Source organism: Synechocystis salina LEGE 00031, from assembly GCF_015207985.1.
Taxonomy (GTDB): domain Bacteria; phylum Cyanobacteriota; class Cyanobacteriia; order Cyanobacteriales; family Microcystaceae; genus Synechocystis; species Synechocystis salina.
In genome coordinates, this window is record NZ_JADEVV010000023.1 from 1 (window position 1) to 13,479 (window position 13,479).

Here is a 13,479-nt window from a genome sequence, read left to right on the forward strand (position 1 = left end):
AAAACGCTGAGAGAAGAGAACGCGAAACTCGCCGAACTAGAATTGAAACTCGATGCCGTATTGCCGAAATACAGTTCCAGCTTGACCCCTCCGACGGAAACCGACGGGCATTAAGGGAGGCTCTGGCTCTCCTGGCGGAATATGGGGACCTCTTCTCCTAAGGGCGATCGCCAGGAGACCTAGCACTTAAAATAGAATTATCTTTGCCTTGCCCTCGATGTGGTTAAACTTCCTGGCACTATTGCCCGCCACTGTTTTGACGGTGTTATTGATTGCGATCGCCTTTTTGAGGTTCTATGACCAAACCGACTTTGAATTCCTCGGACTCGTTGCCAATCCCCGACAGTGGAGCAATGGATTCACTGTGGCAGCCCTCCTGGCTACATTGGCTAATTTCGGCGTTGAGTGGAACCGTCGAAATCGAGAAACAAACCGCTTGGCTCAAGAAGCACAACGAAGAGCTGAGGAAGAGCAACGAAGAACTGAGGAAGAGCAACGAAGAGTTCGAGAAGAGCAACGCAGAGTGGCTCAAGAAAGAGCAGATGAGTCTCGAAGAACTGAGGAGAGAGAACGCCAGATTGCGCGAACTAGAATCGAAACTCGATGCCGTATTGCCGAGATACAATTCCAGCTTGACCCCTCAGACCGAAATCGAAGACTCTTAAGGGAGGCCTTAGCACTGCTGGCCGAATATGGTGATCTGTTCTCCTAAAGGCGATCGCCTAGGGATCTAGCTCTTAATCTGAAATCATTTTCTACTGTTCTGCTGAGGGTGTGATGGCGGAAGATCCCCTGGTGGCGTGGCATAAAAACGCTTGCACTAACTATTTTTGTGGACTCTTCATTTAGTTTTAGGACAATACTTTGACCAAGTTCAAGCTTCCGGCGGCTAGTTTTAGCGAGGAATTTCAGCGGATTTTTGCTAATACTGGTTGGTTGTTTGCTGATCGCATTTTGAGGATGGGGGTTGGTCTTTTTGTTTTTACTCTGGTGGCCCGCTATTTAGGCGTAGAGCAGTTTGGTATGTACAGTTTTGCCACTGCTTTTGTGGGGCTGTTCTCTACTTTGGCTACCATGGGCCTACCAAGTTTGGTGGTGAAAAGTTTGACCCATGAGCCGGAGCGACAGAATGAAATTTTGGGGACTACTTTTTGCTTACAGTTGCTAGGGGGAATCGGTAGTTTAGTCTTGTCCTTGCTGGCGGTGTTATTATTCCGTAACCATGACCCTTTGACGGTTAGTTTGGTGGCAATTCTGGCTTCGGCAGGTATTTTTCATGCTTTTGACACCATTGATATTTGGTATCAATCCCAAGTTAAGTCGAAGTACACGGTCATTGCTAAAAATACGGCGTTTATTATTTTTGCTGTTGTTAAGCTGACCCTAATTCATTTTCAGGCTCCTTTGTTGGCCTTTGCTGGGGCGACAATTGCGGAGGTGCTGGCCGGGGCGATGGGGCTTGTGATAAGTTACCAAGTACTGGGTTATTCCCTATGGCGATGGCGTTGGGATTTTTCCGTGGCGAGGGAATTGCTCCAGCAAAGTTGGCCTCTAATTTTGTCTGGTTTCACTATTATGATTTACATGAAAACAGACCAAGTGATGTTAGGGGAAATGATAGGGGATGATGCGGTTGGTTTATATTCTGCGGCGACGAGGATTTCGGAAGTTTGGTATTTTATTCCCACTGCCATTGTTTCTTCTGTTGCTCCTAGTATTTACCAAGCTAAAAGGGAAGGTAATGAACTAGCCTATTATCAAAAAATATCTAAACTGCTAAAGTTTTTGAACACAGTTGCGATAATGATTGCCATTCCGATGACTTTTTTGTCTGGAAGTTTAATTGATTTATTATTCGGCCCGGAGTTTTCTGGTTCTTCGGCTATTTTATCAATTCATATTTGGGCGGCTTTATTTGTATTTATGGGAGTGGCTAGTTCTCCATGGTTTATTGCTGAAGATTTAACAAGTTTTTCTTTTTATCGGACTCTTTTGGGAGCAATTGCTAATATGCTGTTGAATTTTTTACTGATTCCTAGATATGCGGGGGAAGGTGCCGCAGTTGCAACAGTTATATCCTATGGAGTGGGCTCAGTTTTTGCTAATGGACTAAGTGTAAAAACAAGAGATTTTTTTTTCTTGCAGGTAAAATCAATCTTTCCAATGTCATGATGATCCAACTAGTTTGTTTGTAAATACAAAGTAAATCTCTTCTAGTTTTTTGTGTATAAAAAATAATAGAATATTCTGTAGGTTTTTATTTAACAGGATTGTTTTTCGCAAGTCCTCCATGTTTATTAATTAGTGAATTTTTAATTAACTTAACTAAAACTAACTGTTATGGGCAATTTTCAAACAAGAAGCATCTGCAAATCCAGATTCAAGGTAAGTTTGTTCGGGATTCTTAAATTTGAATCTAAAAATTTTTTAGGAAGGTTATTGTTCAACCAGAAGCCGAGTTTAAAAAAAACGGAACAAAATTTATTACACTTGGGCTGTGGAAACACTATTCTGGAAGGTTGGACAAATACCGATTTTTTTAGTTTTAATTTATTTTCTAGAAGTAAACCTGATTGGATGTTAGATCTGAGATTTCCTTTGAATTGTCCGGACAATACTTGGGATGGTGTATTTACAGAACATACTCTTGAACATCTATATCCTGATCAAGCGTCAGAATTGCTACAAGAGCTTTATAGAACGATGAAGCCAGGGGCATGGATCAGAATAACAGTTCCGGATTTGCAAAAATATGTTGATTATTACCTTGGAAAGGAAGTTAATGAAAAGTTCAACCAATGGGAAACTGGATGTGAAGCGATACGAACTCTAACCCAGGATTATTTTCATCTATCTTTGTGGGATAGTAATCTTCTAAAAATTTGCTTGCAAGAAGTAGGTTTTGTAAATGTCCAAGAAGTTGATTTTCAACAGGGAAACAACCCAATTCTTTTAAATGATGGTGAAAACCGTTTGTGGGAAACATTATATATGGAGGCTCAAAAACCATTTAATTAAAACAAATAGCAGAATAATGAAAGACAACAGGAAGATTTTGCATAACTAAAGTCAGCTTTTATCAAAGAGTATTGACAGCTATAAATCATAGAAATTTGCCTCAACAAATAGTTGCTACAACTTAAGTTTATTGTTAGATTCTAATTAAACTACTCTTAAAGTATGTATGAATAATAAAAACTTTGAAATGCAAACTCCTGTTTTGTTTCTTGTCTTTAATCGTTTAGGCACCACAAAACAAGTATTTGAAGCTATCCGCCAAGCACAACCTCCAAGGATTTATGTTGCCGCCGATGGCCCAAGGGAAAATCGTGAAGGAGAAGCGGAAAAAGTCCAAGCTGTTCGAGATTATGTTATCAGTAATATTGACTGGGATTGTGAAATAAAAACTCTTTTTCGAGACAAAAACTTAGGTTGTCGAATTGCTGTCAGTGGTGCTATTGACTGGTTTTTTGACAATGAAGAACAGGGAATTATCTTGGAAGATGATTGTTTGCCACATCCAACTTTCTTTCAGTATTGTCAAGATTTGCTTAATTATTACAGGAATGATGAAAGAATTATGGTAATTTCTGGAGATAATTTTCAGTTTGGGCAAAAAAGAGGTAAATATAGTTACTATTTTTCTTGTTATAACCATTGTTGGGGCTGGGCAAGTTGGCGAAGAGCATGGAATTTATATGATCATGACATGAAAAATTGGGAGGATTTACAGGATGGAGATTGGTTACTAAATCTAGGCAATAAAAATTTCCAAAAATATTGGAAGCAAATATTTGAAGTAGCTTACTCTCAGAAAATTGATAGCTGGGCTTATCGTTGGACTTTTACCTGTTGGATACAAAATGGCTTGACAATCTTGCCAAATGTCAACTTGATTAGTAATATTGGATTTAGTCAAGATGGAACTCACACATTATCCCGCAATTCTCCTTTAGCTAATATGGCTATAGAAGAAATAGCATTTCCGTTGAATCATCCTCCTTACGTCATTCGCGATCTGCAAGCAGATAAATACACTCAAAAAAAACATATAAATATTTCTTTATTTAAAAGGGTATTAGTTAAGATAAGATATATTTTTAGAGTAGATAAACTTTAATAAATAATTGTTTGATCTAATCCAAGAAGCCTTCCTTGGCCATGAAAAACATGATTGTAAATATATGTTAAAAAAATGATTAACAAAATCAACAAAATTTTTGATACTCGCATTTTTACTTTTGTTACATTGATAGAATTTTTGAAACTGAGAAAAATACCCCGGCATATTAGCGTTGACACTAAATTTTTCAGTCAAGACTTTAAAATCGTGGATTCTTGTACTTTTTTGGAAGGGATTAGAGAGATTTTTATAGGGCAAATATATGCATTTAATACAAATAATCGACATCCTCTTATTATTGACTGCGGTGCAAATATCGGGTTAGGTAGTATCTATTTCAAGCAATTGTATCCTCAATCTAAAATAATTGCTTTTGAACCTGACCCACAAATATACGAGATATTAAAATTCAACCTCGATTCATTAGGAATGTCGGATGTACAAATTAGCAATACTGCAGTCTGGAATCAGGAATCAAAATTATCCTTTTTTAAAGAAGGAGCATTTTCTGGAAGAATTGCTAAAGTTGGAGATGACAATCTAATAGAAGTAAAAACTACTAGACTAAAAAGTTTACTCGGACAAAAAATTGACTTTCTAAAAATTGATATAGAAGGAGCAGAGTATCCGGTTATTAAAGACTGCCAAGAATTACTAAAAAACGTGGAGCGAATCTTTATTGAATATCATTCGCATTATCAAGAAAAGCAAAATTTACATGATATATTAGCAATCCTTACTGAAGAGGGATTTAGATATCATATTAAAGAAGCATATACGTCTCAAAGGCCCTTTATTGATAGACCTTTAATGTTAAATTTTGATTTACAATTAAATATATTTGCGACTAGAGAAAGATAAAATCTCCTTATTTTTGACATATTAATTATGCAAAAAATAGCTATCGTCATACCTATTTACAAAAAAGAACTTGATGAAAATGAACAAATTTCTTTTCTTCAGTGCATCAAAATATTAAATCGGCACCCTATTATTCTTGTTTGCCCTATCAATTTAGATGTTGTAAAATACAAAGAACTTTATAACAATTACCCAAAAAAAAACAATAGTAGTTCACTTTTTGTTTATCGTTTTTCTGAGCATTTTTTTGATGGTATTTGTGGATACAACAAATTAATGCTCAGTGAGGCTTTTTATGCAAGGTTTCTTGATTATGAGTACATTTTAATTTATCAGTTGGACGCTTTGGTTTTCAAGGATAATTTGCTTGACTGGTGTAGCCAAAATATAGATTATATTGGAGCACCTTGGTTGACTAATTATTGCTATGATAACTGTTATGAAGAAATAAGTGATATTAATTTGCAAGAGAAAAGACAAGAAATTGATTTTATTGGTGTTGGAAATGGCGGATTTTCTCTTAGGAAAATAGATTCTTTTATTTCTGTCTTGCGTTCAAAACAGTTGCAACCTATGAGTTTTCATGATTTTCACTTCCATATCTTTTATGGATTTAAATATTTCTTTATATTAATCATTTTTTTTAAAATGCAAAAATACTTAAAAAAAATTAATTATCTTAAACTATTTTTATTTCTGTATAAGGGAAATGAAGATATATTTTGGGGCTGCTACTCTCGTTTTTTCAATTTATCTTTCTTTGTTCCCGATCCTAACTTAGCTCTTAACTTTGCGTATGAATATGCACCCGAAAAATGCTTTGCTTATAACAAAAATCATTTGCCATTAGGTTGCCATGCGTGGTACAAATACAATAAAGAATTTTGGTTAAATTTAATCTTTCATGAAGAATTATGATATGAAGATTGCGTGTAAAAACTGAAAAGTATCTACACATTCTGACTGTAAAAAAACCAAAAATCTTAAAGGAAATAAACAGTTCAGATTGTTTTATTTAGCTGAATGAAAGATTAAAATTAATATAGCTCCTTAGCCAATCTTTAGCTTGTGGTCACATATTTTCAATTTAATATGCTTCCACCAATTAAATATTAACAAGTATATTTAATGCATCATTAGCATTTTAAATGGTCTCAATTAAGCTTACTCAAAAAAACTTTTAATATCTTCAGAATTTAGCACAAAAATTACTTAGTATTGAAAAATAATGAGCGTTGGCATAAACTATCTCTGAATGCCAGAAAGACTGTTGAAGAAAAATTTACGCTTCAACTTCAGGCTCAAAAGTATTTACATTTGTATCAAGAACTCATCTTTTAAATTCCATTTAAAATTATTAATTATTAATCACATGAGCTTAGCACTTAAAAATATAACAATTCAAATAAAATTTATAATTTCACTGTTAAGCCTTTTTGTAATAACTCTTACAATACCCAGAATATCTACTTTGTTCACGCTTCTTACGCCTTTTATATTGGGAGCTTTTGGTTTTTTAAGTTGGCCTAGAAAAATGTTTCGATCTTGGATAACTATTTTATCAATATTTTCACTTTCTTTATTTTCTGTTATTAATTATTACTTCGTAGTTTACGAATATCAACTCGGGGATATAGGCAATGACAATACTAGGTTTTTTATTACTATATTTGTAATAAATATTTTATATTTACTAGGATTATCTCTTAATTTCAAAAAAATACCTTTTTTCCCTCTGAATATCATCCTGGTAAATACAGCTATCTTTGCCGGTGGAGTTACCTTTGTATTTCTAAGTATAGTTAAATATTTAAGTAGTTCATTTTATTTTGGGCTAGTACAAATCGAAGAAAGAAGTGTTCCAAGTTTTTGGAGTAGCTTAGCAGAGCCAATTAATGGCCCTTCTCTAGATATTTATTCTTATTTAGGGCTGTCTATGTCAGGAACTGTAATCTTTTTCTTGTTCATTTTTTTAAATTTACAAAAGAACGCCAAAGTAAAACAAAATTTTATTAATCAAAGCATTAATATTTTTCTTTTTATAGTCCTCTTATTCTTGACAACACTTTCGTTCTACTCCTCCGTCAGCTTGGGTGCAAGAACGCCAATTTTAGTTTTGGTTTTATCCATTATTAGCTCTCTTATAATTGTTAGCTTTGGTTTCATCAAATCTGAAAATCAGTTGGTTGCACGAATATTAATTTATGTTTTTTTAACTACAGTTTTTTTATTTTTATATGACGTGATAGTAGAATACATTGAATCAATATTTTTTTCCCTTACTGATATTGGTATTGGCTCTCGATTTATTGAGCAAGGAATGGACTCTCTTCGTTATGCTAGTTGGCAGGCGGCAATTAGCTATATGTGGGAATTTCCGTTTGGAGGGAGGCAGATTCCCCTACCTTATGGAGCTTCTTCTCCACACAACATATGGCTCGATCAATTATATGATGCGGGAATCATACCAATGATTTTGCTTATAACATTTCATCTATTACAACTTCCTATTATAATTAATCTATTGGCATCAAAGATATCTTTAACGGTTAGAGTATTCGTTGTTTGTACGTTAATTGCCTTTGGGGTTGCTTTTATGGGCACCCCTGTTTTGCAAGCAAATTATGTTTATTTTGCCGTATCATGCTTTTTTTTCGGATCTCTGACAAGATACATATTTGATGTAGAGAAAATAAACTTTAGTGACAGGCTTAGATGATTTTTATATTTTACCAATACTAAATATTATATTTATATAACATTTGGTTTTTTAAGTAGAATTAGAACCATATTTTTATTTACCTATTTTTACCTTGGGATAGTTTTAAACTCAGAATAATGATATTTCAAAAACAGCTGCAAAACTGCCCTAAAATTAGCGTTGTCACACCTTCTTTTAACCAAAGTAAATATATCGAAAAAACTATCCAATCAGTTCTATTGCAAGAGTACCAAAACATTGAATATATAATCATGGATGGCGGATCTTCGGATGGTAGCGTCGATATCATTAAAAAATATGAATCTAGGCTAAAATACTGGCAATCTCAATCAGATAAAGGTCAAGCAGATGCAATTTCCCAGGGTTTTAAGTTGGCTACAGGGGATATTTTTGCTTGGATCAACTCCGATGATTTTTATTGTCAAAATTCTTTTCAAAAGGTTGCAAAAACTTTTATTAAATATCCTTCATTAGGATTAATTTATGGCGATAGTTTTTTGGTAAACGAACAGGCAGAACTAACACGTGCTCTGATAGCAAGTCCCATGAATTATAAGCAATGGTTATACGGTACGTCAAGTGTATTTCAAGGTTCTGTTTTTTTCTCCAGATTCGCTTATGAATCTGTATGTGGTATTGATTCAACTCTTGAATATGCTATGGAATATAAACTATTTTTTAACATTGCTAAACAGTTCCAAACAGTTCATATTCCCGAATTTCTAGCTTGTTTTAGACAACAACCAAGACAAAAATCAGCCACTATTTCACACATTGGTCTGAGTGAATTTAAAAATATTTTATTAGAGTTAGAAAACCTAAATACAGAAAGTTGGTCATACCGCTCAACCACCCATTTTCTTCGCTTACTGCGTCGTCTAAAATATATTAAGAATGGATGGTTCTTAAATCGATCTCAGTATTCAAAAATTTTTCAAAAAGTGACTACTTTCTAAAAAGCAAAAACGCTATGAATAATTTGAAATTAAGTCTTCTTTATACTAACTATGGACCATACCATTTTGCTCGTCTTGAAGCTTTTCATGAACTTTGTTGCCAAAAAGGCTGGCAAGCTATTGGCGTTGAGTTTGCACGTGTAGAAAGAACCTATGATTGGAGAGCTAATTTTGACAAATTACCCTGTGAGTTTGTGTGTCTCAATCCAGATGGGGTTCTTGAAGAAATCCCTTTTCTTAAGCTAGTTAGACAAGTTTTTACTTGTTTGTACAAGCTTAATCCTGACGTCGTCATAGTTGCTGGATACTTTGACCCAGGAATGCTAGCAGCACTCTTTTGGGCTAAAGTACATCGAAAAAAAGTTATTTGTCTTTCAGAAAGCAAAGATGATGATTTTCTTCGTATTCAGTGGAAAGAGTTTGTCAAAAAAACTATAATTTCTAATTATGATGCCGCATTTGTGGCAGGAAAGCCTCATGCACGCTACTTTCATAAGCTAGGGTTTGATAAAAATGCAATTTTTTGTGGACATAATGCTGTAGACAATAAAGTCTACCATCCAGATGACATCGCAAAGTTACCACATCCATTACTTAATATTTCCTACTTTCTTAGCATTAACCGTTTTGTACCAAAAAAGAATTTAATTACTTTAATAAAAGCTTATGCTAAATACTATGAAACGGTTCCAGAAAATGCTTGGCATTTGGTATTGTGCGGTGATGGTGAGATGCGCTTAGAAATTGAAGCATTAATCGATAAATTGCACTTAACCAATGTGATTCATCTTACCGGCTTTTTGCAGCAACATGATTTACTGCCTTACTTTGCCCATGCCCAAAGCTTTGTCCATGCCAGTACTACCGAACAGTGGGGGTTAGTGGTCAATGAAGCCATGGCTTCTAGTCTACCGGTGTTAGTTTCTAATCGCTGTGGTTGCTTTGAAGACTTGATTATCGAAGGAGTCAATGGTTTTGGGTTTAATCCAGAGAACCAAGAACAACTTACTGAGCTAATGCTAAAAATGAGTTCGGGAGAGATAAATTTAAAAACGATGGGTCAATTGTCTTTAGAACATATTCAAAAATATTCTCCTGATTATTTTGCTCATGGTCTCCAACAAGCCATAGAATACGCTCTCAGTCATTGAATAAATACCTCATGTTATCTAAAGCAGAGTTTAGTCAAAATACCCCCCAATTTTTTATTGATGGCTATTTCCAGAAAAATTTAGTCCAAAATACCATCGCCGTTTATTACTTGATTCTGAATAAGGAGACAAAACCCGACTGCGTTACCTTAGATTAAACCCATGACTTGGTTTGTGGTGCGCCGTCGCCGTCCTTCCTTGGTCCTCGTCATTGCTGGCAGCATTGCCCTAGGTTTGTTGTTAATGTTCTTAGTAGCCAATCGGAATGAACTGTATCTAGGCTCTGACTTTGAAGTAAGAACCGATAATTTGTTCAACTACTTTGGGCTGGCTGAAAATGCCACCAGTCTCAGCAACAATGAGTACGTCTATGGCAGTGGCGCTATTCTCAATGCCAATGCCCGCAACTTCTTCTTTTGGGGTAGACGATACTTTGTCATTGCGTTTATTCGCCCCATTCCCCGCTTTCTTTGGCCGACCAAATATGCTGACTCCGCTGAATGGTTGAATATTCCCAACATTGAAACTGAAAATCTGGGGGTAGGTGAACAAGCCTTGCAAGAAACCTTAGGTTGGGCCGGTGCAAGGGGCGCCGCTCCAGGACTGTTAGCGGATATGTGGATTGAATTCTCTTGGTTCAGTCTTTTTGCCCTTTTTGCTATCGGTTGGCTGTACGGCTGGGCATGGAAAAAGATGGTTAGCCAGGGCAATTTTTGGAATCTACACTTTCTTATTCTTTCTGCCCTCTCTGTTTACATCATTAGCCAGACCCTGGAAGCCATGTTATTTCGGTATTTACTCCTGACCGGAGCAATTTTAATTATTTGGCGTTTGTTAGTGGGGACCTTCCAACCCATCAGGAAAAAAAGCTATTCCCCCAGATATTAACGGCTAAGGGATAATTCGTATGCACGTTGTCATCATTTTCCATAACCTTGGCGGTTACCATATTGCTCGGCTCAGGGCAGCTCAGAAACTCCTAGCCGAAAAACATTTTACCCTCACTGCTATCCAAGAAACAGCCAGCGCCGGTGAACATCCCTGGGGAAGTATCAATCAGAAACTTACCTTTCCTCTCATTACCCTCATACCATCCCCAGAACTTAACCAACTAGGAGAAATTAATCCCCAGTCCCCCATCGCCGCTCAACGTTTACCCCCATACCTAGACAAAATCAAACCAGATATAATCATCATCCCTGGATGGGGCTTTCCCATCGCCAGGGCCGCCCTAACCTGGGCCCATTGACACCAAATTCTTGCAATATTGATGAGCGATAGCAAGTGGGACGACGAACCGAGGCAATGGTGGAAAGAAAAAATTAAGTCTCTGCTCTACGTCAACAAATTCCATGGAGCCCTAGTGGCAGGTAATGCCCACAAAGATTACCTAGTCAGACTAGGTATGAACAAACAATCAATTTTTCTCGGCTATGACGTTGTTGATAACGATTACTTCACCCAACAAACCGAAAAAGCACGGCAACACCCAGTCCATACTCAATCAGGAGAAAATTTTCCTCCCCTAGCTCCCTACTTTATTGCCGTTAGCCGTTTTATCCCCCGCAAAAACTTACTTCTTTTGCTTGATGCTTATCTCAAGTACTATCAAAAAAGTCAGGCCCAAGCTTGGGAGTTAGTGATTTGTGGCAGTGGGATTCAGGAAAATATCATCAGACAATTCATTCAAGCCCACTCCTTGGACTCAGTTGTACATTTACCAGGCTTTATTTCCTACCAAAAAATTCCCCATTGGTATGCTGGCGCTAAAACATTTATCCATCCCGCCCTCCAAGAACAATGGGGCTTAGTGGTCAACGAAGCCATGGCTGCCGGGTTACCAGTGCTGGTTTCTAACCGTTGTGGTTGTTATCCAGACCTAGTGCAAGAGGGAATAAACGGCTTTGGCTTTGACCCCGAAAACACTGCCCAACTTACCAGCCTGATGTTAAGAATTAGTTCTGGCCAAGTTGACCTCATTGCCATGGGCCAGGCTTCCCTAACCCATATTCAAAAATATTCCCCCGACCATTTTGCCCAGGGCCTCCAACAAGCCATCGAATGCGCCCTTAGCCATAGGAACAACCAAAAATGGTTTTAACCACCTATAAGTGGACTAATGAAAAATATCATCAAGCCATAGACAGTGGTATTTTTGCCGATGAATCGGTGGAGCTATTGCGCTTCATGAAATATTGAGCTGTGAACCCCAAAAATAGCCAGCTTTATATCTTTCAGCATTTAGTCGCAGGGAAATGTACAACCGAAAAAAATCTTAAATTTTAGCTCAGTTTCTCCCCCGGAATTTCCTGATCTTGTCTTGCTTATGGAACAACTAATTAACCCCTAATAACATGAAAATTTTAATCGTTATCCCTAGCATTGGTAGCGTTTACGGGGGCCCATCTAAAAGCGTAGTCGAACTAGCCGCAGCTACCGCTAGCCAAGGAATTGACGTTGATTTAGTCACCACCAATGCCAACGGGGATCAAACCCTTGATGTTCCTTGTGGTTCTTGGCTCAAAAATCATTCCTATCGATTGCAATATTTTCCTGCCTGGTTTAAAGGTGACTTGATTTTTAGTTGGCCACTTATCCTTTGGTTAATTAAAAACATAAAAAACTATGACTTAGTTCATACCAATTATGTATTTTCACCTTTGGTTACCATAACTCACTTTATCGCAGGTCATAAAAAAGTCCCCTATGTTGCCACTCCCCATGGCATGCTAGAACCCTGGGCTTTAGCCCATAAAAAAATTAAGAAAAAAATCTTTCTCAATTTACTTGAAAAGGCTAAGCTAAGCCAAGCCAGTGGCATTCAAACCCTGAATAGCTCAGAAGCACAAAATATCGCAAAACTGCGACTAAATGCCCCTTCCTTCATCGCTCCTAACGGCATTTTTGCACCAGATTTTAACCCTTTGCCCCAAGCCGATCTTTTTTTGCAGACATTTCCTGCAACTCAAAACCGCAAATTAATCTTATTTCTGGGCCGGATAGACCCCAAAAAAGGACTAGATTTGCTAGCTCCTGCCTTCGCTCAAATTCATCGACAATTTCCCGAAAGTCATCTGGTCATTGCGGGCCCAGACAACATTGGTTATTTAGCCACAGCCCAAAAAATGTTTCAAGAAGCAGGTTGCCAAAAGGCCGTCAGTTTCACCGGTATGCTCACCGGAAAGTTGAAATACTCGGCGATCGCCGCCGCCAGTGTTTACGTTGCGCCTTCCTACTCCGAAGGTTTTAGCATATCTATCCTCGAAGGCATGGCCAGTGGTCTACCCTGTGTATTCACCGATGCTTGTAACTTCCCAGAAGCGTCAGCAGTGGCCAAAATCATTCCCGTGGGTCAACAAAAACTAGCCGATGCCTTGACCTGGTGTTTGGCTAACCCAGAGGAAGCGCAGCAGATGGGACAGCAAGCCCGTCAATTCATTTTTGAGCACTACACCTGGGATCAAATTGCCACTCAAATGATTACTGTTTACCAATGGATCCTCGGCCAAGGGCCAAAACCCAACTGCGTAACCACTGACTAATCCCTGTTGACCCCAATACAATGGAGTATGCAAGGCTATGAGATGGATTCCGAAAACTTTCCCAGCTATTACAAGAAGTAGACTTTACCGATCTGAAATTTAAGTTTGCCGGACGATTGCCGTA

General features: G+C 37.4%; 13 protein-coding genes. All 13 read left to right on the forward strand.

All coding sequences use genetic code 11. The features are described 5' to 3' along the window. Positions 1–296 precede the first annotated feature (296 nt). The 13 genes from IQ217_RS09455 (at position 297) to IQ217_RS09515 (ending at position 13,355) form a co-directional block, all read left to right on the forward strand. Positions 297–665: an MreC domain-containing protein gene (locus IQ217_RS09455; RefSeq protein ID WP_194019746.1), complete on the forward strand. Its 369-nt coding sequence runs from the start codon at positions 297–299 to the stop codon at positions 663–665. A 199-nt stretch (positions 666–864) separates the two neighbouring features. Beyond that, positions 865–2,172, forward strand: a complete 1,308-nt coding sequence (locus tag IQ217_RS09460; protein WP_228024050.1) for a flippase — start codon at positions 865–867, stop codon at positions 2,170–2,172. Between the two features lie 168 nt (positions 2,173–2,340). Continuing rightward, the gene (locus tag IQ217_RS09465) at positions 2,341–3,018 is read left to right on the forward strand and encodes a class I SAM-dependent methyltransferase (RefSeq protein WP_194019747.1); all 678 of its coding nucleotides are present in this window, start codon (positions 2,341–2,343) and stop codon (positions 3,016–3,018) included. A 166-nt stretch (positions 3,019–3,184) separates the two neighbouring features. Then, entirely contained in the window at positions 3,185–4,120 is a 936-nt protein-coding gene (locus IQ217_RS09470; protein ID WP_228024049.1) for a nucleotide-diphospho-sugar transferase, read from the forward strand. Positions 4,121–4,195: 75 nt separating this feature from the next. Further along, positions 4,196–4,984, forward strand: a complete 789-nt coding sequence (locus tag IQ217_RS09475; protein ID WP_194019748.1) for an FkbM family methyltransferase — start codon at positions 4,196–4,198, stop codon at positions 4,982–4,984. A gap of 27 nt (positions 4,985–5,011) precedes the next feature. After that, a complete protein-coding gene (locus tag IQ217_RS09480; protein WP_194019749.1) occupies positions 5,012–5,902 on the forward strand; it encodes a DUF5672 family protein in 891 nt (296 codons plus the stop codon). Between the two features lie 454 nt (positions 5,903–6,356). Further along, the gene (locus IQ217_RS09485; protein WP_194019750.1) at positions 6,357–7,703 is read left to right on the forward strand and encodes an O-antigen ligase family protein; all 1,347 of its coding nucleotides are present in this window, start codon (positions 6,357–6,359) and stop codon (positions 7,701–7,703) included. A 119-nt stretch (positions 7,704–7,822) separates the two neighbouring features. Next, positions 7,823–8,662 (forward strand): glycosyltransferase family 2 protein, encoded by an 840-nt coding sequence (locus IQ217_RS09490; protein WP_194019751.1) that lies wholly within the window; start codon positions 7,823–7,825, stop codon positions 8,660–8,662. Between the two features lie 14 nt (positions 8,663–8,676). Continuing rightward, complete coding sequence (locus tag IQ217_RS09495; RefSeq protein WP_194019752.1) at positions 8,677–9,813, forward strand: glycosyltransferase family 4 protein; 1,137 nt, start codon at positions 8,677–8,679, stop codon at positions 9,811–9,813. Positions 9,814–9,975: 162 nt separating this feature from the next. Further along, on the forward strand, positions 9,976–10,701 hold the full coding sequence (locus tag IQ217_RS09500) for a hypothetical protein (RefSeq protein ID WP_194019753.1): 726 nt from the start codon (positions 9,976–9,978) through the stop codon (positions 10,699–10,701). 19 nt (positions 10,702–10,720) lie between these two features. Next, positions 10,721–11,062 carry a hypothetical protein gene (locus IQ217_RS18925; RefSeq protein ID WP_228024048.1) on the forward strand — a complete coding sequence of 114 codons (342 nt, stop codon included), beginning with the start codon at positions 10,721–10,723 and terminating at the stop codon, positions 11,060–11,062. A 21-nt stretch (positions 11,063–11,083) separates the two neighbouring features. Beyond that, entirely contained in the window at positions 11,084–11,914 is an 831-nt protein-coding gene (locus IQ217_RS09505; RefSeq protein ID WP_228024047.1) for a glycosyltransferase family 4 protein, read from the forward strand. 253 nt (positions 11,915–12,167) lie between these two features. Further along, positions 12,168–13,355, forward strand: a complete 1,188-nt coding sequence (locus tag IQ217_RS09515; protein ID WP_194019754.1) for a glycosyltransferase — start codon at positions 12,168–12,170, stop codon at positions 13,353–13,355. The last annotated feature ends 124 nt before the right edge of the window (positions 13,356–13,479 follow it).

Coding starts and splice junctions, on each gene's coding strand:
- IQ217_RS09455 (WP_194019746.1), top strand. CDS start 297: ATGACCAAACCGACTTTGAATTCCTCGGACTCGTTGCCAATCCCCGAC.
- IQ217_RS09465 (WP_194019747.1), top strand. CDS start 2,341: ATGGGCAATTTTCAAACAAGAAGCATCTGCAAATCCAGATTCAAGGTA.
- IQ217_RS09470 (WP_228024049.1), top strand. CDS start 3,185: ATGAATAATAAAAACTTTGAAATGCAAACTCCTGTTTTGTTTCTTGTC.
- IQ217_RS09475 (WP_194019748.1), top strand. CDS start 4,196: ATGATTAACAAAATCAACAAAATTTTTGATACTCGCATTTTTACTTTT.
- IQ217_RS09480 (WP_194019749.1), top strand. CDS start 5,012: ATGCAAAAAATAGCTATCGTCATACCTATTTACAAAAAAGAACTTGAT.
- IQ217_RS09485 (WP_194019750.1), top strand. CDS start 6,357: ATGAGCTTAGCACTTAAAAATATAACAATTCAAATAAAATTTATAATT.
- IQ217_RS09490 (WP_194019751.1), top strand. CDS start 7,823: ATGATATTTCAAAAACAGCTGCAAAACTGCCCTAAAATTAGCGTTGTC.
- IQ217_RS09495 (WP_194019752.1), top strand. CDS start 8,677: ATGAATAATTTGAAATTAAGTCTTCTTTATACTAACTATGGACCATAC.
- IQ217_RS09500 (WP_194019753.1), top strand. CDS start 9,976: ATGACTTGGTTTGTGGTGCGCCGTCGCCGTCCTTCCTTGGTCCTCGTC.
- IQ217_RS18925 (WP_228024048.1), top strand. CDS start 10,721: ATGCACGTTGTCATCATTTTCCATAACCTTGGCGGTTACCATATTGCT.
- IQ217_RS09505 (WP_228024047.1), top strand. CDS start 11,084: ATGAGCGATAGCAAGTGGGACGACGAACCGAGGCAATGGTGGAAAGAA.
- IQ217_RS09515 (WP_194019754.1), top strand. CDS start 12,168: ATGAAAATTTTAATCGTTATCCCTAGCATTGGTAGCGTTTACGGGGGC.